The following is a 21,529-nucleotide window of genomic DNA, read 5'->3' as shown; positions in this document are numbered from 1 at the left end:
CGATGCTGGACTTTCCCCTCTACTACCAACTGACCTGCCTGTACAACGACTACGCCGCCGCGCTGGACGCGGAACAATGGGAAAAGTGGCCCGAGTTTTTCCTGGAAGACTGCGTGTACAAGGTGCTGCCGCGCGAGAACCACGAGCGCGGCTATCCGCTGGCAACCATGTCCTTCGAAAGCCGCGGCATGCTGAAGGACCGCATCTACGGCGCCACCGACACCATCTTCCACGATCCCTACTACCAGCGCCACGTGGTGGGCGCGCCGCGAGTGCTGTCGGTACAGGGCGACCGCATCGAGTCCGAGGCCAACTACGCCGTGTTCCGCACCAAGCCCAGCCAACTGACCACGGTGTTCAACGTGGGCCGTTATCTGGACGTGGTCCGGCGCGGCCCCGACGGGCTCAAGTTCGAATCGCGGCTCTGCATCTTCGACAGCGAGCTGGTGCCGAATTCGCTTATCTACCCCATCTGAGAAAGGACACGACAGCAATGAGCACGCAATGGATCAAGGCCATCGCGCGGGACGAGGTGCCTGAAGACGACGTCATCGCCGTGCAGGCCGGCGGCCGCGAGATCGCGCTGTATGGCGTGGACGGCGAGGTCTACGCCACCGCCAATCTCTGTACGCACGGCAATGCGCGGCTGTGCGACGGCTTTCTAGAGGGGCATGAGATCGAATGTCCGCTGCATCAGGGGCGCTTCGACGTGCGCGACGGGCGCGCGCTCTGTTCGCCGCTGCGCGAGAACATTGCCGCCTATCCGGTCAGGATCGAGGACGGCGTGGTGTTCGTGGCGTTGTAGCGTCTTTGTCAGACCGCGAGGCGCAGCGCCTCGTTGGCGGCCGCCATGCCCATGGCGGCCGTGACGGTCACGACCGAGCCATAGCCGGCGCAGGACAGGCCTTGCGGCGCCAGGGTCTGGCCCGAAGCGCCCATGTCGTCCTCGCCTTCCGTGGGGCGAGTCCAGGCGTCGGGCAGGATGGCGGGCTGGTCGAACCATAGGGCATGGATGCCCATCTTCGGCACGCGCTTCAGTGCTTTGCCGTTCTGATCGGAAGCTCGCGGAAAGCCGTGTTCGCGGCGCAGCTTGTTGCGCAGCTTGGACAACAGTGCATCGTTGACCGCAGCCGACAGGTCGCCGGCGCGCAGGGCCAGCGGATCGGTCTTGCCTCCAGCGCCGCCGCACAACAGCATGGGCACGCCGATTTCGCGCGCATGCAGGATCATCGCGATCTTCGCCGCGGCCTGGTCGGTGCAGTCGATGATGACCGAATACGGGCCGGGCAGGACCTGGGCGACGTTCTCGGGCGAAACGAAGTCATCCACCCGCGTCAGCCGGCATTCCGGATTGATCGCCAGCACGCGCTCGGCCATGGCATCGACCTTGGACTGGCCCAGCGTCTCGGTCAAAGCGTGGATCTGCCGATTGACGTTGGATTCGGCGATGTGGTCCAGGTCGATGAGCGTCAACGCGCCGACCCCGCAGCGCGCCAGGGCTTCGACGGTCCAGGAACCCACGCCGCCCAGGCCTGCTATTGCCACATGGGCGTTGCGCAGGCGGGTCGGGGCTTCGGGGCCGTAGAGGCGGGAAAGACTGCCGAAGCGGCGGTCGAGGTCGGCTTGGGGTTCTGGGGTGTTCATGGGGGTGTATTTTATTGCAGGCGGGTGTTGGGGGACGGGTGCTGGTTCTTGAGACGCCTGGCACGGCGGCGCCCGGGGTGGCGCGGGGCAACGATTGCGGTCCGGAGCGTTCGCTCCGGACTTCCCCTGCGTCATCCTCGTCACCGCCTCCGGCGGTTCCTTCGGATTCCCTCGGGCTTATCGACGCCCCGCGCCACCCCAGGCGCCGCCGCGCCAGGCTCTGCTGATTGAATCTTGCCGGTCGCTGGGACGGGTGGTGTGCTTGGCGTTCTTCTCCCCGACGAGGAAGAGAGAAAGATCTTGCGGGGACGCCAAAGACGGCCGCGCGGGCGGCCTTCTTTGGCATATGGTTGCAGTCAGTTGTACGGATGGCGCTGCGCGCGGGTGCAGGCATGCACTCATATGCAATCCGTCGCCCAGCAACGATTCCTGCTCAAGCGCAGATCATCATCAGCGCACAGCGGCATCACCAATCGCAAGACGCCGCGTAAGCCCCAAAAGGCCGCCCGGGCGGCCGGCCTGGGGCGGGCCCCGCAAGACCATCGCCCACCTCCACCGTCGGCGAGAACCCTACGAAGACCAATCGCCCCAGCTGACGTCAAGCTTCAAAAGCGGAGCCTGGCGCGTCGGGGGCCTGCGATGCGCGGGGCGTCGATAAGCCCGAGGGAATCGGAAGGGAAGGCCGAAGGCCTGGACGACGATGACGAAGGGGGGGGGCCGCCGAGGCAAGTCCGGAGCGAACGCTCCGGACCGCAATCGTTGCCCCGCGCGCCCCAGCGCACCGACGCGCCAGACGGATTAAGAACCCGCCGCTGCGCCAGCAGCAGACTCAGCAGCACCACCGCCAACAACATCATCCCCCCCGAGCGCCTGATAAACCGTCACCTGATTCACCAACCGATTCAACATATTCTCATCCCGAGAAACCTCAGCCACCCGCCGCTTCTCCTGCGCGTCCAGCCAGTCCTTCAACGGCACCGCCCCCGCCCGGTAGCGCACTTCGTACAGACGCTCGGCCTCGCGCGCCGCGCGCAGAGACGCGTCCAGCTGCTCTGCCTGCAAGCGCAGTTGCGTGCGATTGGACAGCGCGTTTTCCACGTCCGCCATCGCCTGGTACAGCGCCTGCCGGAAATTCACCACCCGCTCTTCGTAGTCGGCCTTGGAGATCTTGATGTTGAGCTGCATCTGGTTCCATTGCAGGAACGGCAGCGTCAGCGCCGCCCCCAGCGAGCCCACCGGGTTCTTCAGGACATCGGACAACGTGGGACTCGAACTTCCCAAGGCGCCGGTCAGCGTCAACGGCGGGTAGAAGCTGGCGCGGGTTGCGTCGACGGTGGACAGGGACTGGCGCAGGCGCAGCTCGGCGGCGCGCAAGTCGGGACGGCGGCCCAGCAGGTCGGCCGGCACGCCGGCGCGCGCTTGCGGCAAGGGATAGCCCGGCAATCGCGCCGGGTCGGCCATCATGCGGTCCGGCGGGCCGTCGAACAGGATGGTCAGGGCGTTGGCGTATTCCACCCGTTGCTGCACCAGCAGCGTATGAGCGGCTTCCTGGCTGGCCACGGTCTGTTCAGCCTCGGCCATTTCCAGCGCCGACGCGCCGCCCGCCGCGTATTGGGCGCGCACCAGGTCCTGCGTCCTGCGTGCGTACGCGATGCTCTCGGCGCTGCTGGCGATGCGCTGGTTGATGAAGGCGGTCTGCCAGTACAGCGTGGCCGTGGTGCCCACCAGGGACAGCGCGGCACTCTGGCGGTCCTGCTCGGTCGCCAGCGCATCCCACTGCGCCGCGTCGCGCTGGCTGGACAGCTTGCCCCACAGGTCCACTTCGTAGCTGACAGTCAACTCCGCCGCGTTGGTCCGAGAGATCGCGCGATCGCCGTACAGATTGCGGTTGCGCGTCACATTGGCGTTGCCGCCCAGTTGCGGCAGCAGCTTGTCCTCGGTGATTCCAGCCTGGTACTGCGCCCGGCGCACGCGGATCGCGGCGGCGGCCAGGTTGTTGTTGCGCGCCAGCGCGGCGTCGACCAGACCGTTGAGCGTCGGGTCGTTGAAATTGCGCCACCACTGGCCGCCATCGGCCAGCGGCCCGGCCTGGAAGTCGCCTGCGGGCGCATGGGTCCAGGCGGCTGGAATGGACGTCAGCGGCGGCTCGTAGTCGGTGTGCAGCAGGCTGCCGCAGCCGGCCAGGGCCAGCAGCAGCGCCAGGGCGGCAGGTTTGCAGATCAGGGAAACCGCTTTCATCTTCCTCATTCCCGGGCCAGGGCCTCGACGGGATCCAGGCGCGCGGCATTGCGCGCCGGCAAATAGCCAAAAAGCACACCGATCAGCGTCGAGCAGCTGAACGCCGCCACCATCGATGTCGTGGAATAGATCATCTGGAACGACCCGCCCGTGGCCTTGGACACCAGCACGCCCAGCCCCAGGGACAGCACGATGCCGATGGCGCCGCCTATCAGGCACACCAGCACCGCTTCGATCAGGAACTGCTGCATGATGTCGCTGCGCCGCGCCCCCACCGCCATGCGCACGCCGATCTCGCGGGTGCGCTCGGTCACCGACACCAGCATGATGTTCATGACGCCGATGCCGCCGACCATCAGCGAGATCAGGGCAATCATGGACACCAGCAGCGTCATGGTGGCGGTGGTGCGTTCGATGGTCTTGCGGATCGCGTCCGTGTTGAACACGAAGAAATCCTTGGTCACGTGGCGCCGCGTCAGCACGCGCACGATGGCCTGCTCCGCCGCGGCGGGCGGCGAGGCGTCATTGACGCGCACCGTGATGCTTTTCAGATGCTGCTGGCCCAGCACGCGCGACAGCGCCGTGGTGTAGGGGACCCACACGTTCAACGAATCATTGCTGCCGAAGACGGTTTCCTTCTTTTGCGTCACCCCGATCACGCGCGCCGGCATCGACCCCAGGAATACCACCTGCCCGATGGGCTCGGTATGCGAGCCGAACAGCTTGCGCCGGGTGGCGTCATCGATCACCACTTCCTGCGCACGCCGCAGCACGCTGGTCTCGTCGAAGAACTTGCCCTGGGCCAGCTTGATGGCGCGCACGCGGAAATATTGCTCGCCCACGCCCTGGATCACGCCGGTCACCGACACGTTGCGATAGCGCAGCGTGTTGCTGGTGGAGACTTCCGGGGTGACGCTGTCCACATAGGATTCGCGCGCCAGGGCGTCGGCGTCGGCCGGCACCAGGGTGCGGATATTGACGGCCTTCTCGTCGCCGAAGTCCTTGCCCGGAAAGATCTCCACCGTGTTGGTGCCGATCTCGCTGATGTCGTCCAGGATCTTGCGGCGCGAGCCTTCGCCCAGCGCCACCACCGACACCACGGCCGCGATGCCGATGATGATGCCCAGCATCGTCAGCGAGGTGCGCAGCCGGTGCGCATTCATCGCCAGCAACGCCATGCGCAAAGCCTCGCGGCAACGGTCCAGGTAGGCCTGCCACACAGGCCGCGCGGCCAGCGCCGGCGCATCTTCCTTGACGCGTTCGCGCCGCGGCGCGTCGGGATTGCGCTTGTCGGCGACGATCTCGCCGTCGCTGATCTCGATGATGCGCTGGGCGTGGCGCGCCACATTCATATCGTGCGTGACGATGATGATGGAGTGGCCGGCCGCGTTCAGTTCTTCCAGGATGCGCAGCACTTCCTGGCCGGTGTGCGTATCCAGCGCGCCGGTCGGCTCGTCGGCCAGGATGATGTCGCCGCCGTTCATCAGCGCCCGCGCGATGCTGACGCGCTGCTGCTGGCCGCCGGACAGTTGGCCGGGCCGGTGCCCGGACCTGTCGCCCAATCCCAGCCGCTTGAGCAGTTCATCGGCGCGTTCCAGGCGCGCCTCGCGCCGCTTGCCGGCGTAGACGGCCGGCACCTCGACGTTGCCCTGCGCGGTCAGATCGGACAGCAGGTGGTAGCGCTGGAAGATGAAGCCGAAGTGCTCGCGGCGCAGCTCGGCCAGTTCGTCCGGGTCCAGCTCGCCCGTGCTGCGCCCGTCGACCCGGTACTCGCCGCGGGTGGGGCGATCCAGGCAACCCAGGATGTTCATGAGCGTGGACTTGCCCGACCCGGACGCACCCACGATCGCCACCATCTCGCCGGCCTCGATAGCCAGGTTGACGTCCTTCAGCACCGCGATGGTCTGTTCGCCCGCGGGAAACTCGCGGCGCACGCCCGTGAGCGATATCAAAGGCCCGCTCATGTCAGGCCCCCGGCGCAGCCGCGGCCGGCGCGGCATCCGCCGACACGACGCGCTCGCCCACCTCCAGCCCTTCCAGCACCTGCGCCTGGACGTTGTTGTTCATGCCGATCCTGACCTGGCGCGTTTCGGTCTTGTTGTCCTTCAGGACCACGCGCACGGCGTAGCGGCCGTCCTCGCCGCGCTTGCCCAGCGCCGAGGCCGGCACCACGACCGTGTTCTTGGCCTCCCCCAGCACGATGAAGACCTGGGCGGTCATGGAGATGCGCAGCTTCTCGTCCGGATTGGGCACGTCGAACAGGCCGTTGTAGTAGACGGCGGCGGTGGTGGAGCTGCCGCTGGTCGATCCGGTAAGCGAAGACGCCGCGTCGTCCTTCTGCACCGAATCCGGCGCCGGCTCCACGGCGCGCAGGGCGGCGCGGTAACGCTCGTCGGGTTCGCCCAGGATGGTGAAGTACACCGGCAGGCCGGGCTTCACGCGGGTCACGTCGGCTTCCGAGATCTGCGCCTTGATGGTCATGGTGTCCACCTGGGCCACCTTGATGATGGTGGGCGCGCTCTGGATCGAGTTGACGGTCTGTCCTTCCTTGGTCACCACCGCGACCACCATGCCATCGATGGGCGAGACGATGCGCGTATAGCCCAGGTTGACCCGGGCGGTGTCGACCTGGATCTCGGCCTGCGCGATCTGCGCATCCAGCGAGGCGATTTCGGCGCGGGTCACGCCCAGCGTAGCCTCGGCGCTCTCGTAGGCCTCGCGCGAACTGGCGTCGGCCGCCAGCATCTGCCGCTGACGGCGGAAGGCCAGCTCGGCCTGCTTCAGCGTGGCGACCTTGGCGGCCCGCTCGGCGCGCCGGGTCTGCAAGGCGGCCTCGGCGTTGCGCAGCTCGTTCTGCTGGGTCATGTCGTCGATCTCGGCGACCAACTGGCCCTTTTTGACGCGGTCGCCCAGCGCCACCTTCAGGGATTTGAGCTGGCCGGTAGCCTGGGCGCCGACGCTGACGCGTTCGATGGCGTCGATGGTACCGCTGGCCAGCACGCTGTCTTCAAGGTCGGCCCGGGTGACCTCGGCCACCGCGAAAGTGGGCGGCGGCGGCGCGGAAAAGAATGCGGCGCGCACGCCGAACCCGGCTAAAAGCAGAAAAACGGCGATCAGGGCGTAGCGCTTGAACTTGCTGCGAGACTTTTTCATTGAACCTGTCGGATGTGGCGCTGGAAATCGAGCCAGCGCCGGTATTGCGAATTGCGGACCGGACAAGGGGAGGCTTGCCCACGCTGCCTGCACATCCTAAACGTCTAGTGCGTCCGAACCATCGACGATCTGTGGCGAAACGGTGAAAAACAGTAAAGCGGAACGGAACGTCAAGGTTCGCGTGATTGTTCCGTTGCATGAACGATACAACGCTTTGTCCATCACCCACGCAAGCCCTCGCACGCAGATGCGGCGAACGTGCCGCCATCTTGCGCCATAAGCATGCGACTTCGCCCCTAGATAGCCGCCATCATGCGATTGGCGCCAAAATACGTTTGCGGCGCTGCAAAACAGCAGCGCCTCGACATAGGGCGACGATATGGCCAGAATGAACGCAGTTACGCCGTATCCGTGTCCACTTCTCATAGATCCCCCTCTTCGTCACCCAGTTCCCCAGAATTTTCCGGGGCGGTGCTTTTGTGCCTGCTGGCCATGATGAATCACGTGGCGCTCACTGGGGGACGGATCACGGTTTCCCTCACCGCGCTGCAGATGGGGCTGTCGACCTTCAAGGTGGGCACGCTGGTCGCGGTGTTCGCGGTGCTGCCCATGCTGTTCTCTGTGCGCGCCGGCCGCTGGGTCGACCGGGTCGGCATTGTGCGGCCGCTGGTCATCGGCACGGCCCTGGTCGCCTCGGGCACCGCGCTGCCCTTCATCTCACAGACCCAGTTCGCCCTGCTGATAGCCTCCTGTTGCATCGGCATCGGCTTCATGTTGCATCAGGTCGCCACGCAAGACCTGCTGGGCCACGCGGAACCGGCTCAACGGCTGCGCAATTTCTCCTTTATGTCGCTGGCGCTGGCGGGGTCCGGATTCTCGGGCCCGCTGATCGCCGGGCTGGCGATCGACCATCTGGGGACGCGTCTGGCCTTCGGCCTGCTGACCTTGGGTCCGTTGCTTTCGGCGGGCGGCCTTTATGTCTTGCGTCACCAATTGAAGGCGGTGGATTCGCAGCTGTCAGGTAAAAAAGAGGCTGAAAAGCGGCGCGTTACTGAATTGCTGGAAGTGCCGGCATTGCGCCGCATCCTGATGGTCAACACGATTTTGTCCGGCGCGTGGGACACCCATTTGTTCGTCGTGCCCATTTTCGGCGTCGCCATCGGCCTGTCGGCTACCACCATTGGCGTCATTCTTGCGTCCTTCGCGGCGGCTACTTTCGTTATCCGCCTGATATTGCCCTTCATCCAGCGCCGTGTGCGGTCCTGGACGCTGGTACGGGTAGCGATGGCGACAGCCGCCATTGATTTCATGCTTTACCCGCTGTTCACCGACGTTAACGTCCTGATCGTGCTGTCTTTCATCCTTGGTCTGGCCCTGGGCTGCTGTCAGCCGAGTATGCTTTCCCTGCTGCACCAGCATTCGCCGCCGGGCCGCGCCGCCGAGGCCGTGGGCCTGCGGATGGCCCTGATCAACGGCTCGCAGGTGTCCCTGCCGTTGACCTTCGGCGCGCTCGGTGCGGTAATTGGCGTTGCCCCCCTCTTCTGGGCGTACTCCGTGGCCCTGATGGCCGGAGGCTGGGCCAACCGCAATCCCCCGATCGAATCTGAACGCAAAGCGTAGCCGTGAACATGCAGTCCTCTCCTCCCGCCGCCGGCAATTCCGGCGCCAGCCTGCCCTTTCGTCTTTGGACTGCGCAAGAGCGGCAGGAATCACTGGACGAGGCGCTGCGCCACTGGCAATCGGGCGAAGACGTGTGGGTCTACGGCTACGGCTCCCTGATCTGGCGGCCCGACTTCGACTTCGTGGAGCGCCGGCTGGCAACGCTGCGCGGCCACCACCGGGCGCTGTGCCTGTGGTCGCGGGTCAACCGCGGCACCCCGGAATGCCCGGGTCTGGTATTCGGCCTGGACCGGGGAGGCTCCTGCCGCGGGGTGGTCTACCGCCTGGCGGGCGACCAGGTGCCGACCTATTTCCCCGCGCTCTGGGAGCGCGAGATGTCCACTGGCGCCTATCTGCCCCGCTGGATCAACTGCGCCACCGATACCGGCACCGTGCGGGCGCTGGTCTTCATCATGAACCGGGACAATCCGGCCTACATCCGCGCCCTGCCCGAACCCGAGCTGCTGGCCATCGTGCGCCGCGCCGCCGGACGCTACGGCCCCTGCACCGAATACGTGGTGCAGACCGCCCAGGCGCTGCGCGCCGCCGGCATCCATGACGCCCGCCTGGACGCCATCGCGCGCCGGCTGGAGCTGGACGGGCACACCCTGCCGGAAGGCGCCTGAGGCCCGGCCTCGGGAAATCTTGCCTGCGCCCTGAGCGGGGTCAATGAGGGTACCGCCTCCCAGGCGGTATAAACTCCTTGTTATCAACGCTGAACTACTAGCCCCATGTCCGTCTCTGATCTGCGTCAAAGCTACGACAAGAACGTGCTGCTCGAAGGCCAGGCCGCCGCCTCCCCGTTCGAGCAGTTCACCCGCTGGTTCGACGAGGCCCTGGCCGCCAAGGTCCCCGAACCCAACGCCATGACCCTGGCCACGGTGGACGCCAGCGGCCAGCCCAGCGCGCGCATCGTCCTGATCAAGGGCTTCGATGAGCGCGGGTTCACGTTCTTCACCAATTACGAATCCCGCAAGGGCCTGGACCTGCAGGCCGAGCCGCGCGCCAGCCTGCTGTTCTTCTGGCAGCCACTGGAGCGCCAGGTCCGCATCGAAGGCGTGGTCGAAAAAGTGGCCGGCGACGAGTCGGACGCCTACTACCACAGCCGCCCCGCCGGTTCGCGCATCGGCGCCTGGGCCTCGCGCCAGAGCCAGCCCATCACCCGTGAAGAGCTGGAAGCCCGCGAACGGGAATTCCGCGAGCGCTTCGGCGAACAGCCGCCGCGCCCGCCGCACTGGGGCGGCTACCGCCTGAAGCCCACCGCCTTCGAATTCTGGCAAGGCCGGCCCTCGCGCCTGCATGACCGCCTGCGCTATGTCGCCGACGGCCAGGCCTGGAAGATCGAACGCCTGTCGCCTTGATGCCGGGCGCCGCGCGCCCGCCCCCAATTAACGATTGCATGACCGCCTCCTCCCCTGATTTTGACGCCGCCTTTTTCCGCACCGCGCTGGGCCGTTACGCCACGGGCGTGACCGTCGTGACGACCGCCGACCCCGATGGCGCGCCCATCGGCCTGACGGTCAGCTCCTTCAACTCCGTGTCGCTGAACCCGCCACTGGTGCTGTGGAGCCTGTCGCGCAGTTCGTCGTCGCTGGCCGCCTTCGAGCAGTGCGAGCGCTACGTCGTCAACGTATTGGGCGCGGAGCAGATCGCGCTGGCGCGCCGCTTCGCCACCGGCAAGACGCCGGACCGCTACGCAGGCCTCACGGTGCATCACGCGCCGGGCGGCACGCCCATGCTGGACGGCCACTGCGCCGCCTGGTTCGAATGCCACAACCGCAGCCGCTACGTCGAGGGCGACCATGTCATCATGGTGGGCGAAGTGGAGCGCTGCGGCCATAGCGGCGAGCCGCCGCTGGTCTTCCATGCCGGCGGTTTCGACCTGACCCCGGCTGGCGCCCGTTCGGAAAGGAAAACGCCATGAGCGTGGATGTGGATTGCGTCGTCATCGGCGCGGGCGTGGTGGGCCTGGCGATCGCGCGCGCGCTGGCCCAGTCCGGACGCGAGGTGCTGGTGGCGGAAGCCACCGAGGCGATCGGTACCGGCACCAGTTCGCGCAACTCCGAAGTCATACACGCCGGCATCTACTACCCGGCGGGCAGCCTCAAGGCCCGGCTCTGCGTGCGCGGCAAGCACCTGCTTTACTCCTATTGCGCCGAGCGCGGCGTGCCCTACAAGCGGCTCGGCAAGCTCATCGTCGCCACCACGACGGAACAGGCCGCGCAGCTGGAGGGCATTGCCCAGCGCGCCCGCGCCAACGGCGTGGACGACCTGCAGTTCATTTCCGGCGAGGACGCCATGCGCCTGGAGCCCGCGCTGCGCTGCACCGCGGCGCTGTCCTCGCCGTCCACCGGCATCGTCGACAGCCATGCGCTGATGCTCTCGTTCCAGGGCGACGCCGAAAACGCCGGCGCCCAGTGCGTCTTCCACACGCCGCTGGTGTCCGGCCGGGTCCGCCCCGAAGGCGGCTTCGAGCTGCAATTCGGCGGCGACGACGCCATGACCCTGAGCTGCAACGTGCTGATCAATTCAGCCGGCCTGCACGCGCCGGCGCTGGCGCGCCGCATCGACGGTCTGCCCGCGTCCAACATCCCCAAGGATTACCTGTGCAAGGGCAGCTATTTCACGCTGTCCGGCCGCGCGCCGTTCTCGCGCCTGATCTACCCTGTGCCGCAGCATGCCGGCCTGGGCGTGCATCTGACGCTGGATCTGGGCGGCCAGGCCAAGTTCGGCCCCGACACCGAATGGGTCGAAACCGAGGACTACACGCTGGACCCGGCCCGCGCCGACGTCTTCTACGAGGCCGTGCGCAGCTATTGGCCGGCCCTGCCCGATGACGCGCTAGCGCCCGGCTACACCGGCATCCGCCCCAAGATCTCCGGCCCCCACGAGCCCGCGGCCGATTTCGTCATCGCCGGCCCGGCCGCGCATGGCGTGCCCGGCCTGGTGAACCTGTTCGGCATAGAATCCCCGGGGCTGACCTCCAGCCTGGCCCTGGCCGAAGAGACCCTGGCCCGTCTGAACGGATGATCCCCACGCCGCGCATGCCGCGCGTGGCGGCATCAACAAATACTGTCACCTCTTCTCCTTTTTCTCCTCTCCCTGAACCATGCAGCACAACGACTACATCCTGACCCTGTCCTGCCCCGACCGCACGGGCATCGTGTACCGCGTCAGCGGCCTGTTGTTCGAATTGGGCTGCAACATCCTGGATTCGCAGCAGTTCGGCGACGAAGAGACCGGGCGCTTCTTCCTGCGGGTGCACTTCGACGTCCCGGCGGGCGTAGCCGCCAGCGACCTGCGGGCGCGGCTGGACGGGATGTCGGCGGAATACGGCATGGAGCTGAAGCTGCATGACGCCCGCCGCAAGGAACGCCTGCTGATCATGGTCAGCAAGCAGGGCCACTGCCTGAACGACCTGCTGTTCCGCGTGCACAGCGGCCATCTGCACGCCGAAGTTGCCGCCATCGTCTCGAACCACAACGACTACGCCAGCCTGGCGGCGTCCTACGGCATCCCGTTCCACCACCTGCCGGTCACCGCCGACACCAAGGCGGAACAGGAAAAGCAGGTGCTGGCCCTGGTCGATCAGGAAGGCATCGACCTTGTGGTGCTGGCCCGCTATATGCAGATCCTGTCGGAAGACATGTGCCGCGCGCTGAACGGCCGCGCCATCAACATCCACCACAGCTTCCTGCCCAGCTTCAAGGGCGCCCGCCCCTACCACCAGGCGCATGCGCGCGGCGTCAAGATCATCGGCGCCACCGCCCACTACGTGACCTCGGACCTGGACGAAGGCCCCATCATCGACCAGGACATCGAACGCGTGGACCACACGATGACCGCCCAGGACCTGACCCAGGTCGGCAGCGACATCGAATCCCTGGTGCTGTCGCGCGCCGTGCGCAGCCACGTCGAGCACCGCATCCTGCTCAACCGCAACAAGACCGTCGTCTTCCGCTGATCCTCAGCTTGCGGATCGCCGTCCGGCGGATTCGCCTGGCGGCGGATCCTCGGGCGCGCCTGCCCCCAGCGGGAACTGGCGCGCCGCCATTTCCACCGCCTTTTCCTGCAGCGGCGAACGCGCAGCCTCGGGCCAGATCATCTGGCTGACCGAGCGGGCCGCGTGCTCGAAGGCAATGAAGCGCGTCCCCGCCAGCCCGCTGCGCGACAGGCAGGCCGGCACGATGGACACGCCCAACCCCTGCGACACCAGCGACGCCACGCTCAGCCAGTGCCTGACCTCGTGCCGGATCACGGGCATGAAGCCCGCCGACACGCACATGGACAGCACCGTCTCGTAATAACTGGGCGAAGCGGCCCGGGCGAAGAACACGAAGTCGTCCGCGGCCAATTCCGCCAACCGCAGGGATTCCCGGCCGGCCAGGGGATGCGCCTGCGGCAGGCACACCACGAAAGGCTCGGCCATCAAGTCGCGCGCCAGCACGCCTGGCGGCACCGGATTGGCATGGATGAAGCCCAGATCCTGCTCGCCGCGGCGCACGGCCTCGATCTGGTCATGGGAATTCAATTCGGTCAGCACATGTTCCACGTCAGGCAGCTCGGCGCGCATGGCGTTGAGCAGCGCCGGCAGGCCGCGGTACAGCATGGAACCGACGAAGCCGATGCGCAGCCGGCCGCGCAGGCCCGCGTCCACGCGCTGCACCAGCGTGCGCACCTCTTCCGCCTGGCGCAGCAACGTCAGGGCTTCCCGGTACAGCACCTGGCCGGCGTCGGTCAGCTCGACGTGGCGGCTGGTGCGGGTCAGCAGGCGCGCGCCGACGTTGTCCTCCAGTTGGCGGATGGCGTAGCTGAGCGGCGGCTGGGAAATGTGCAGCCGCGTGGCCGCGCGGCTGAAGTGGCGTTCTTCGGCCACGGCAATGAAATAGCGCAACAGGCGCGGATCCAGGTCCATTTGTCTCCCCTGGGACTGCAATCCATACTTTTTTTGGATTGTTCTACACACAAACAGTATTTGTATAGATTAATCCATGCAAGCACCATCACAGGCATCGTTCCCGTCTTCAGCAGGATGCCGCCATGGATACCCCCGTCAAGACCGCGCCCACCGCCGCCACGCCCGTTCCGGATTCGCGCGGACAAAACCTGTTCAGCGCGGACCCTTACGCCGAGGCGCTCAGCCGGCGCTACCTGCCGCCCGCGCTGCACGCCCACCTGCTGCCCCACCTGGAACGGCTGGGCGCGCTGGCAGGCGGCGTCATGGACGAACTGGCCGCCACCGCCGACAAGCACCCGCCCACGCTGTCCGTGCGCAGCCGCGCCGGCGCCGACGAGTCCCGCATCGACAAGCATCCGGCCTACGTCGAACTGGAGCGCCTGGCCTACAGCGAATTCGGCCTGGCGGCGCTGTCGCACCGCGGCGGCGTCCTGGGTTGGCCCGAACCCATGCCCGCGGCCGCCAAGTACGCGCTCAGCCATCTGTTCGTGCAGGCGGAGTTCGGCCTGTGCTGCCCGGTCAGCATGACCGACTCGCTGGCTCGCACCCTGCGCAAGTTCGGCGACCCGGAACTGGTCGAGCGAGTCCTGCCCGAAGTGACCTCGCAGGATTTCGATGCGCTGCGCCAGGGCGCCATGTTCATGACCGAACAGGGCGCCGGGTCCGACGTCAGCGCCACCGAAGTGACCGCCACGGCGCAGGACGACGGCACCTGGCTCATCCACGGCGACAAATGGTTCTGCTCCAATCCGGACGCAGGCTACGCCATGGTGCTGGCGCGCAGCGAAGCCCAGGCCGGCCTGAAGGGCGTATCGCTGTTCCTGCTGCCGCGCGACCTGGCCGACGGCACGCACAACCACTACCGCATCCTGCGCCTGAAGGACAAGCTGGGCACGCGCTCGATGGCCAGCGGCGAGATCCGCCTGGAAGGCGCGGTGGCCTGGCTGGTGGGCGAGCGCGGCCGCGGCTTCAAGCACATGGCCGACATGATCAATAATTCGCGCCTGTCCAACGGCATGCGCGCCGCCGGCCTGATGCGCCGCGCCGTGACCGAGGCGGTCTATGTCTCGCAGCACCGGCGCGCCTTCGGCAAGCGCCTGATCGACATGCCGCTGATGCAGCGCCAGTTGGTCAAGATGACGGTCTGGGCCGAACAGGCCCGCAGCGTGATGTTCCAGACGGCGCGTGCGCTGGCCGACGCGGACCAGGGCGCGGCCGATCCGGCGCTGGCGCGCATCCTCACGCCGCTGATCAAGTTCCGCGCCTGCCGCGATGCGCGCAAAGTGACCGGCGACGCCATGGAAGTGCGCGGCGGCTGCGGCTACATCGAGGAATGGACCGAACCGCGTCTGGTGCGCGACGCCCACCTGGGCTCCATCTGGGAAGGCACCAGCAACATCGTGGCGCTGGACGTGCTGCGCGCCATCACCCGGGAAAACTCGCTGCCGGCGCTGCGCAGCCATATCGACGGCCTGCTGGCCGCAGGCCGCCCCTGCCCGCCCGAACTGGCCGACATGCAGGCGCGCGCGCTGGAGCAGACCTATGCCCTGGCCGAACACGCCGCGCAGGCCGACCGCCCCGAGCTGGCGCGCCAGGCGGCTTCGCTGCTGTACCACGCGGTTTCCATGGCTGCCCTGCGCTGGGAAGCCACCGAACCCGGCCTGGAAAGCCGCGCGCTGCTGGCCGACCAGGTGCTGCGGCATCGCCTGGGCCCGCGCGATCCTTATGCCATCCCGGCCGACGAAAGCACGGCGTGCCGCGCCATCCTGCAATACGCGCTGTAAGAACCGACGCCGGCGGCACAGCCGGCGCGCAACCACTGGAGACAAGCATGAACCGAACCTTCGCCCCTTTGCTGCTGGCGGCTGCCGCCGCCATCGCCCCCGCCGCACCCGCGCTGGCCGCGGACGCCTATCCCTCGGCCCGGCCCGTGACGCTGATCGTGCCCTTCCCGCCGGGCGGTCCCACCGACGCCCTGGCGCGCAGGCTGGCCGACAAGCTGCGGCAACCGCTCAACCAGAACGTCATCGTCGAAAACCGCGCAGGCGCCGGCGGCAACATCGGCTCCGAGTACGTGGCGACCGCCAAGCCGGACGGCTACACCCTGCTGTTCGGCACCTCGGGGCCGCTGGCGATCAACGTCAGCCTGTACAAGAAGCAGGGCTACAACCCCGAGACCAGCTTCGCGCCCATCATCCGCATCGGCCACCTGCCCAACATCCTGGTGGTGAACCCGTCAGTGCCCGCCAACAATGCGCAGGAACTGATCGCCTACGCCAAGAAGAATCCGGAAAAGCTGAGCTACGCCTCGTCGGGCAACGGCGCCTCGTCGCACCTGGCCGGCATTCTCTTCAACAATATGGCCGGCACCCAGATCATGCACATCCCCTACAAAGGCACGGGACCGGCCCTCAATGACCTGCTGGGCGGGCAGGTGTCGATGTCGTTCACCGACATCCTCACCGCGCTGCCCTACATCAAGGCGGGCAAGCTGCGCGCCATCGGCCTGGCCAGCGCCCAGCGCTCGGATGCGCTGCCCGACCTGCCGACGCTTTCCGAGCAGGGACTCAAGGGCTACGACGTCAGCGTCTTCTTCGGCATCGTCGCGCCCAAGGGCACGCCGGCTGACGTAGTGGACACGCTGAACCGCGCCTTCAAGACCGCGCTGTCCGATTCCGAGGTCGCGCAGACGCTGCGCAGCCAGGGCATCGTCGAAGCCCAGGACCAGACGCCGCAGGGCCTGGCGACCTTCATCTCGGCCGAAGTGCCCAAATGGCGCGACCTCATCAAGAGCGCCCACGTTTCCATCGACTGAACGGACCCCACATGGCTGCAACCCTGCCCAACGCCGGCGCGCTCGCCGGCTGCAAAGTGATAGACCTGTCGCGCGTGCTGGGCGGCCCCTATTGCACGCAGATCCTGGCCGACCACGGCGCCGACGTGCTGAAGATCGAGCCTCCCGGCGGCGACGAGACGCGCGGCTGGGGGCCGCCCTTCCTGGGCGATACGGCGTCCTACTTCATCGGCGTGAACCGCAACAAGGACGGCATGACGCTGGACCTGTCGCAGCCCGCTGGGCAGGAATTGCTGCGCCATCTGCTGGCCAACGCCGATGTGCTGGTGGAGAACTTCAAGCCCGGCACGCTGGAGAAATGGGGCCTGGGATACGACACGCTGAGCCGCGACTTCCCCGCTTTGATCCATTGCCGGGTCAGCGGCTTCGGCGCGGACGGTCCGCTGGGCGGCCTGCCCGGCTACGACGCCTGCGCCCAGGCCATGTGCGGCCTGATGAGCGTGAACGGCGATGCGGACGGCGAAGCCACCCGGGTCGGACTGCCGGTGGTGGACATGGTGACCGGCCTGAACGCGGCCGTGGCCATCCTGCTGGCGCTCAATGAGCGTACCCGCAGCGGCCTGGGACAGTTCCTGGACATCACGCTGTACGACTGCGCCCTGTCGCTGCTGCATCCGCACGCGCCCAATTACTTCTACAGCGGCAAGGTGCCCGCGCGCAGCGGCAACGCGCACCCGAACATCGCGCCCTACGAAACGCTGCCCACGGCCAGCGGCCCGATCTTTCTCGCGGTCGGCAACAACCGCCAGTTCGCGCAGCTGGCTCAGGCTTTGGAAGCGCCAGGATTGGCGGACGATGCGCGCTACGCCACCAACGCCGACCGCCTGCGCAACCGCTCATCCTTGCGCGACGACCTGTCCGCGCTGCTGGCGGGCCACGACGCCGCTGCGCTGGCCGACCGTCTGCTGCGTGGCGGCGTCCCCGCCGCCGCCGTACAGACCGTGGACCAGGCCTTGGCGCATCCGCATACCCGCCATCGCGGCATGGTGCTGGAGCAAGGCGACTATCGCGGCGTGGGTTCGCCGATCAAGCTGTCGCGCACGCCAGCCACGTTGCGCAAGCTGCCGCCGACGCTGCGTCCCGCCGACGCCGGCGAATAGGCCCGCGCGGCCTCAGCCGCCCTGGGCCACGCCTTCGCGGCGCGGATCGGCGCCGCCCTGCAGGCCGCCAGCATCGATCACGATGCCGTGGATGCCGCTGGGGAATTCGGTGATGCGCACCGGATGCCCCATGCGCTCAAGCTCTGGCGCCAGCGCCTCCAGCGCGGTGCCCTTCTCCAGCTCGGTCTCCTTGTTGCGGCTGCCCATGTTCGGCAGGTCGATGGCCGCCTGGATGTCCAGGCCCCAGTCCAGCACGCCCACAATGGTCTTGGCCACATAGTTGATGATGGCGCTACCGCCCGGCGACCCCACCAGCAGATAGGGCTTGCCATCGCGCAGCACGATCATCGGCGCCATCGAGCTGCGCGGGCGCTTGCCCGGTTCGATGCGGTTGGCGACGAGGCGGCCCTCGGGATCCTTGTAGGACGAGGAAAAATCCGTCATCTCGTTGTTCAGCAGGAAGCCGCGCACGAAGATCTTGCTGCCGAACTCGTTTTCGATGGTGGTCGTCATGCTCAAGGCATTGCCCTGGGCGTCCACCGCCACCAGATGGCTGGTCGAGGGCAGCGCCCACGCGTCGTCCTTGCCCAGCGACAGCAGCTTGCCTTCCGGATCGCCGGGCAGCGCCACCTTCATGCTGCGGTCCGGCTGGATCAGCGCGCCGCGCGCGCGCAGATAGGCGGGGTCCAGCATGGCGCGCACCGGCACCCGCACGAAGTCCGGATCGGCCACGTAGAAATCGCGGTCGGCGAACGCCAGCCGGCCAGCTTCCGAAAAGTAATGCACCGCCTCCAGGCTGCCCGGCTTGTAGCGGGCGAGGGGGAACTGCTCCAGTTCGCCCAACATCTGCAGCACCGCGATCGGGCCGCTGCTGGGCGGCCCCATGCCGCACAGCTGGTAGCCGCGATAGGCGCCGCAGACGGGATCGCGCGTCTTGGCGCGATAGCCCGCCAGGTCGGCCAGGGTCAGGTCGCCGGGTACGGCGTGGCCGCGCACGGCGGCGACGATATCCCGGGCGATGTCGCCCTGGTAGAACGCGTCCGCGCCTTGCTCCGCCACCGCGCGCAGCGTGCGCGCAAATTCCGGGTTCTTCAGCACGTGGCCCACCGGCCAGGGAGCGCCGTCCGGCGCGTAGAAGTAGGCTGCGGCCGCGGCTTGCGTGCGCAGTTCCTTGTTGCCGGCCAAAAGCTTATGCAAGCGCGGCGACACGGCAAAGCCTTGTTCGGCCAGCCGGATCGCGGGCTGGAACAAGTCGGCCCAGGGCAGCGCGCCCTGCTCCTTGTGCGCCAGCTCCAAGCCTCGCAGCAAGCCCGGCACGCCCACCGCCAAGCCGCTGTTCACCGCGCGGGCGAAAGGCACCGGCTTGCCGTCCGCATCCAGGAAACGTTGCGGCTGGGCCGCGGCGGGCGCGGTCTCGCGGCTGTCGTAGGTCTGGATACGGCCGCTCTTGGCCGAATACACCACCATGAAGGCGCCGCCGCCGATGCCCGACGATTGCGGCTCCACCAGGTTCAGGACCAGTTGGGCGGCGATGGCGGCGTCCACCGCGCTGCCGCCCCGGCGCAGCATCTCGTCGCCCGCCTGCGTCGCCAGCGGATTGGCCGATGCCATCATGAAATGCGGCGCACGCACCAGTTGGCGCGTCTGTATGCCGCTGGCGGCCTCGGGGTTCAGGTCCTCGGCGGCCTGCGGCGTGCGGGCCCAGGCCGCGGGCATGGCGGCAAGCGCGGCGGCAAGCATGAGGGCGGCGGCGTGGCGGGGTGCGCGCATGGGAAGCTCCAGTGTGCGCCGGCTTTCCGGCAGGGGTTCATGATAGTCAAGGCGCCCGCGGCTGTCGCGACGCCAGCCGCATCCGGCTTAGAATCGCGGTTTCCGCCCACCGTCCCCACCGTGCCATGCGTTTGCGCCACATCGAGATTTTCGAAGCGATCCGCCGTACCGGATCCCTGACCGAGGCCGCCGCCGCGCTGCATATCTCGCAGCCCGCGGCCAGCAAGCTCCTGGCGCACGCCGAGGCGCAGCTGGGCTTCAAGCTGTTCGAGCGCGTCAAGGGCCGGCTCGTCGCCACGCGCGAAGCCGAGATCCTCACGCCCGAAGTCGCGCGCCTGAACCAGGACCTCAACAGCGTGCGCAGGCTGGCCGCCAGCCTGCGCGACCATCCCAACGGCCACCTGCGACTGGGCTGCGCGCCAGCGCTGGGCCTGGGGCTGCTGCCCGGCGTGGTGCGCGACAGCCGGGAGGCGCAGCCCGGCATCACCTTCGACATCCACACGCATCACAGCACCGAACTCGTACAGGGGCTGCTGACGCGCGAACTGGACCTGGCCATCACCTTCGACACCAACGACTATCCGGGCCTGACCCGCATGGGGCTGGGCCACACGGAGCTGGTGCACCTGAGCCGCAAGGAAGGCACGGGACCGCTGCCGCTGGCGGAGCTGACGGCCATGGCGGGCGACACGCTGATCGTGCTGGACGCGGCCGACGCCTCCGGCGCCCTGCTGCAGATGGCATTGGACGCGCAGGGCCTGGATCCGCAAGTCGCCATCCAGGTGCAAACGCACTACGTGGCCTGCGCGCTGGTGGACGCAGGCTGCGGCGACGCCATCGTGGACGCCATCACCGCGCAGGCGATGCTGCGTCCCGGCATGAACCTGCGCCGGCTGGACCCCGCGCTGCGCGTGCCGATCAGCATCATGGTGCGCAACCAGGATCCGCTGTCAGCGCTGCACCGCGACTTCATCGAACGCTTGCGCGCCGCCTGCGAAGCGCTGCAGGCCGGACTCGACGCCGCGGCCTGAAGCGGCCGGCGCACAAAAAAAGACGGGCGCCCGAAGGCGCCCGTCATTGCGTGCAGACAGGGCAGGCAGCGCCCGCCCCGCGCGGCATCAATCCAGCTTGATGTTCTGCTTCTTCACGACGTCCTTCGCCCAGTCATACTGCTCTTTGATTTCCTTGGCGAATTCTTCCGGCGTGTTGCCCGACGGCGCCGAACCCTGGTCGTCCAGCGCCTTGATGACCTTGGGGTCCTTCAGGGCCACCACGGCAGCGTCGCGCAGCTTGTTCACGACTTCCATCGGCGTGCCCTTGGGCGCCAGCAGACCGTACCAGACCGGCTGGTTCAGCACCGGGAAGCCGGCGTCCTTGAAGGTCGGCACGTCCTTGATCGAATCGATGCGGGTCGGCCACGCGATGGCCATGGCGCGCAGCTTGCCCGCCTGGATCTGCGGCATCGACGACGGCAGGTTGTCGAACAGGATTTCGATCTGGCCGCCGACGGCGTCAGCCACGGCCGGGCCCGAACCCTTGTACGGCACGTGCACGATGTCCGTGCCGGTGGCCATCTTGAACGATTCGCCCATCAGGTGCAGCACGCCGCAAGTGCCCGAGCTGCCGTAGGAGTACTTGCCCGGGTTCTTCTTCAGCTCTTCCAGGAAGCCCTTGAAGTCCTTGGCGGGGAACTTCGGGTTCACGGCCACCACGTTGGCGGTGTTGGCGAAGTTGGTGACCGGCTGGAAGTCCTTGATCGGATCGTAGGGCAGGTCATTGGGGCGGCAAGCGGGGTTCACGGCCATCGTCGACACGGTGGCGATCGACAGCGTGTAGCCGTCGGCATCGGCGCGCGCGGCTTCGGATGCGCCGATGGCGCCACCGGCGCCGCCCTTGTTTTCCACAACCATGGGCTGGCCCAGTTCCTGGCTCATGCGCTGCGTCACCAGGCGCGCGATGATGTCGGTCGAGCCGCCAGGCGCGAACGGAACGATCACGCGGATAGGCTTGCTCGGGTACTTGTCGGCAGCGAAGGCGGCGGAGGCGCCAAAGGTGCCGGCAACGCCGGAGGCCAGGGCAATGGCCACGGCCAGGGAGCGGACTTTATTCATAGGTGTGTTTCCTCCAATATGCGAGCCCGTGTGTGTACGGACC

At 67.5% G+C, this 21,529-nt stretch carries 19 protein-coding genes; 12 read left to right on the top strand and 7 right to left on the bottom strand.

Translation table 11 applies throughout. The features are described 5' to 3' along the window. Nucleotides 1-2: 2 nt before the first annotated feature. Together IB258_RS09180 and IB258_RS09175 are read left to right on the top strand one after the other, a co-directional pair. Nucleotides 3-476: a nuclear transport factor 2 family protein gene (locus IB258_RS09180; RefSeq protein ID WP_054457426.1), complete on the top strand. Its 474-nt coding sequence runs from the start codon at nucleotides 3-5 to the stop codon at nucleotides 474-476. 17 nt (nucleotides 477-493) lie between these two features. Then, nucleotides 494-805, top strand: a complete 312-nt coding sequence (locus IB258_RS09175; protein WP_054457428.1) for a non-heme iron oxygenase ferredoxin subunit — start codon at nucleotides 494-496, stop codon at nucleotides 803-805. Between the two features lie 8 nt (nucleotides 806-813). Here IB258_RS09175 and IB258_RS09170 read toward each other — a convergent pair whose 3' ends face one another. The 4 genes from IB258_RS09170 to IB258_RS09155 all read right to left on the bottom strand — a co-directional run bounded on the left by IB258_RS09170 (nucleotide 814) and on the right by IB258_RS09155 (nucleotide 7,035). Then, entirely contained in the window at nucleotides 814-1,644 is an 831-nt protein-coding gene (locus tag IB258_RS09170) for a ThiF family adenylyltransferase (protein ID WP_054457429.1), read from the bottom strand. 798 nt (nucleotides 1,645-2,442) lie between these two features. After that, a complete protein-coding gene (locus IB258_RS09165) occupies nucleotides 2,443-3,882 on the bottom strand; it encodes an efflux transporter outer membrane subunit (protein WP_175159402.1) in 1,440 nt (479 codons plus the stop codon). A gap of 5 nt (nucleotides 3,883-3,887) precedes the next feature. Next, a complete protein-coding gene (locus IB258_RS09160; RefSeq protein ID WP_192352499.1) occupies nucleotides 3,888-5,846 on the bottom strand; it encodes a MacB family efflux pump subunit in 1,959 nt (652 codons plus the stop codon). Between the two features lies 1 nt (nucleotide 5,847). Beyond that, on the bottom strand, nucleotides 5,848-7,035 hold the full coding sequence (locus tag IB258_RS09155) for an efflux RND transporter periplasmic adaptor subunit (RefSeq protein WP_054457433.1): 1,188 nt from the start codon (nucleotides 7,033-7,035) through the stop codon (nucleotides 5,848-5,850). A gap of 411 nt (nucleotides 7,036-7,446) precedes the next feature. Here IB258_RS09155 and IB258_RS09150 point away from each other — a divergent pair, with 411 nt between their 5' ends. The 6 genes from IB258_RS09150 (at nucleotide 7,447) to purU (ending at nucleotide 12,658) form a co-directional block, all read left to right on the top strand. Continuing rightward, complete coding sequence (locus tag IB258_RS09150) at nucleotides 7,447-8,655, top strand: MFS transporter (RefSeq protein WP_119452129.1); 1,209 nt, start codon at nucleotides 7,447-7,449, stop codon at nucleotides 8,653-8,655. A 2-nt stretch (nucleotides 8,656-8,657) separates the two neighbouring features. Then, complete coding sequence (locus tag IB258_RS09145; protein ID WP_054457436.1) at nucleotides 8,658-9,320, top strand: gamma-glutamylcyclotransferase; 663 nt, start codon at nucleotides 8,658-8,660, stop codon at nucleotides 9,318-9,320. A gap of 105 nt (nucleotides 9,321-9,425) precedes the next feature. Beyond that, the gene (gene pdxH, locus IB258_RS09140) at nucleotides 9,426-10,055 is read left to right on the top strand and encodes a pyridoxamine 5'-phosphate oxidase (protein ID WP_054457438.1); all 630 of its coding nucleotides are present in this window, start codon (nucleotides 9,426-9,428) and stop codon (nucleotides 10,053-10,055) included. Between the two features lie 38 nt (nucleotides 10,056-10,093). Next, entirely contained in the window at nucleotides 10,094-10,618 is a 525-nt protein-coding gene (locus IB258_RS09135) for a flavin reductase family protein (RefSeq protein ID WP_059371570.1), read from the top strand. Beyond that, a complete protein-coding gene (locus IB258_RS09130) occupies nucleotides 10,615-11,724 on the top strand; it encodes an NAD(P)/FAD-dependent oxidoreductase (protein WP_054457440.1) in 1,110 nt (369 codons plus the stop codon). The genes IB258_RS09135 and IB258_RS09130 overlap by 4 nt, the downstream gene beginning before the upstream one ends. Nucleotides 11,725-11,803: 79 nt before the next feature. Beyond that, the gene (purU, locus tag IB258_RS09125) at nucleotides 11,804-12,658 is read left to right on the top strand and encodes a formyltetrahydrofolate deformylase (protein ID WP_119452128.1); all 855 of its coding nucleotides are present in this window, start codon (nucleotides 11,804-11,806) and stop codon (nucleotides 12,656-12,658) included. 3 nt (nucleotides 12,659-12,661) lie between these two features. On the opposite strand, the gene IB258_RS09120 is transcribed toward purU, so the two are convergent. After that, nucleotides 12,662-13,609 carry a LysR family transcriptional regulator gene (locus IB258_RS09120; protein ID WP_054457446.1) on the bottom strand — a complete coding sequence of 316 codons (948 nt, stop codon included), beginning with the start codon at nucleotides 13,607-13,609 and terminating at the stop codon, nucleotides 12,662-12,664. A gap of 125 nt (nucleotides 13,610-13,734) precedes the next feature. Between IB258_RS09120 and IB258_RS09115 the strand changes: the two genes are divergently transcribed. Genes IB258_RS09115 through IB258_RS09105 form a run of 3 tightly spaced genes read left to right on the top strand, consistent with a single transcriptional unit; the run spans nucleotide 13,735 to nucleotide 17,605 of the window. Further along, on the top strand, nucleotides 13,735-15,435 hold the full coding sequence (locus IB258_RS09115; protein WP_192352498.1) for an acyl-CoA dehydrogenase family protein: 1,701 nt from the start codon (nucleotides 13,735-13,737) through the stop codon (nucleotides 15,433-15,435). Between the two features lie 47 nt (nucleotides 15,436-15,482). Beyond that, nucleotides 15,483-16,466: a tripartite tricarboxylate transporter substrate binding protein gene (locus IB258_RS09110; RefSeq protein ID WP_192352497.1), complete on the top strand. Its 984-nt coding sequence runs from the start codon at nucleotides 15,483-15,485 to the stop codon at nucleotides 16,464-16,466. Between the two features lie 11 nt (nucleotides 16,467-16,477). After that, nucleotides 16,478-17,605 (top strand): CaiB/BaiF CoA-transferase family protein, encoded by a 1,128-nt coding sequence (locus IB258_RS09105; protein ID WP_192352496.1) that lies wholly within the window; start codon nucleotides 16,478-16,480, stop codon nucleotides 17,603-17,605. 12 nt (nucleotides 17,606-17,617) lie between these two features. On the opposite strand, the gene ggt is transcribed toward IB258_RS09105, so the two are convergent. After that, nucleotides 17,618-19,375 (bottom strand): gamma-glutamyltransferase, encoded by a 1,758-nt coding sequence (ggt, locus tag IB258_RS09100; RefSeq protein ID WP_119452125.1) that lies wholly within the window; start codon nucleotides 19,373-19,375, stop codon nucleotides 17,618-17,620. A gap of 125 nt (nucleotides 19,376-19,500) precedes the next feature. On the opposite strand from ggt, the gene IB258_RS09095 reads away from it, so the two are divergent. After that, the gene (locus tag IB258_RS09095) at nucleotides 19,501-20,406 is read left to right on the top strand and encodes a LysR family transcriptional regulator (protein WP_054457455.1); all 906 of its coding nucleotides are present in this window, start codon (nucleotides 19,501-19,503) and stop codon (nucleotides 20,404-20,406) included. 87 nt (nucleotides 20,407-20,493) lie between these two features. Here IB258_RS09095 and IB258_RS09090 read toward each other — a convergent pair whose 3' ends face one another. Beyond that, nucleotides 20,494-21,486, bottom strand: coding sequence for a tripartite tricarboxylate transporter substrate binding protein BugE (locus IB258_RS09090; RefSeq protein ID WP_054457457.1), 993 nt, complete (start codon nucleotides 21,484-21,486; stop codon nucleotides 20,494-20,496). Between the last annotated feature and the right edge of the window lie 43 nt (nucleotides 21,487-21,529).

The organism is Achromobacter sp. ACM02 (assembly GCF_014851605.1).
GTDB lineage: Bacteria > Pseudomonadota > Gammaproteobacteria > Burkholderiales > Burkholderiaceae_B > Achromobacter > Achromobacter aegrifaciens.
This window is presented reverse-complemented; position numbering and strand designations above follow the sequence as displayed.

What these genes read in the sequence shown, in the direction of transcription:
- IB258_RS09180 (WP_054457426.1), top strand. Translation starts at nt 3, where the DNA reads ATGCTGGACTTTCCCCTCTACTACCAACTGACCTGCCTGTACAACGAC.
- IB258_RS09175 (WP_054457428.1), top strand. Translation starts at nt 494, where the DNA reads ATGAGCACGCAATGGATCAAGGCCATCGCGCGGGACGAGGTGCCTGAA.
- IB258_RS09170 (WP_054457429.1), bottom strand. Translation starts at nt 1,644, where the DNA reads ATGAACACCCCAGAACCCCAAGCCGACCTCGACCGCCGCTTCGGCAGT.
- IB258_RS09165 (WP_175159402.1), bottom strand. Translation starts at nt 3,882, where the DNA reads ATGAAAGCGGTTTCCCTGATCTGCAAACCTGCCGCCCTGGCGCTGCTG.
- IB258_RS09160 (WP_192352499.1), bottom strand. Translation starts at nt 5,846, where the DNA reads ATGAGCGGGCCTTTGATATCGCTCACGGGCGTGCGCCGCGAGTTTCCC.
- IB258_RS09155 (WP_054457433.1), bottom strand. Translation starts at nt 7,035, where the DNA reads ATGAAAAAGTCTCGCAGCAAGTTCAAGCGCTACGCCCTGATCGCCGTT.
- pdxH (WP_054457438.1), top strand. Translation starts at nt 9,426, where the DNA reads ATGTCCGTCTCTGATCTGCGTCAAAGCTACGACAAGAACGTGCTGCTC.
- IB258_RS09135 (WP_059371570.1), top strand. Translation starts at nt 10,094, where the DNA reads ATGACCGCCTCCTCCCCTGATTTTGACGCCGCCTTTTTCCGCACCGCG.
- IB258_RS09130 (WP_054457440.1), top strand. Translation starts at nt 10,615, where the DNA reads ATGAGCGTGGATGTGGATTGCGTCGTCATCGGCGCGGGCGTGGTGGGC.
- purU (WP_119452128.1), top strand. Translation starts at nt 11,804, where the DNA reads ATGCAGCACAACGACTACATCCTGACCCTGTCCTGCCCCGACCGCACG.
- IB258_RS09120 (WP_054457446.1), bottom strand. Translation starts at nt 13,609, where the DNA reads ATGGACCTGGATCCGCGCCTGTTGCGCTATTTCATTGCCGTGGCCGAA.
- IB258_RS09115 (WP_192352498.1), top strand. Translation starts at nt 13,735, where the DNA reads ATGGATACCCCCGTCAAGACCGCGCCCACCGCCGCCACGCCCGTTCCG.
- IB258_RS09110 (WP_192352497.1), top strand. Translation starts at nt 15,483, where the DNA reads ATGAACCGAACCTTCGCCCCTTTGCTGCTGGCGGCTGCCGCCGCCATC.
- IB258_RS09105 (WP_192352496.1), top strand. Translation starts at nt 16,478, where the DNA reads ATGGCTGCAACCCTGCCCAACGCCGGCGCGCTCGCCGGCTGCAAAGTG.
- ggt (WP_119452125.1), bottom strand. Translation starts at nt 19,375, where the DNA reads ATGCGCGCACCCCGCCACGCCGCCGCCCTCATGCTTGCCGCCGCGCTT.
- IB258_RS09095 (WP_054457455.1), top strand. Translation starts at nt 19,501, where the DNA reads ATGCGTTTGCGCCACATCGAGATTTTCGAAGCGATCCGCCGTACCGGA.
- IB258_RS09090 (WP_054457457.1), bottom strand. Translation starts at nt 21,486, where the DNA reads ATGAATAAAGTCCGCTCCCTGGCCGTGGCCATTGCCCTGGCCTCCGGC.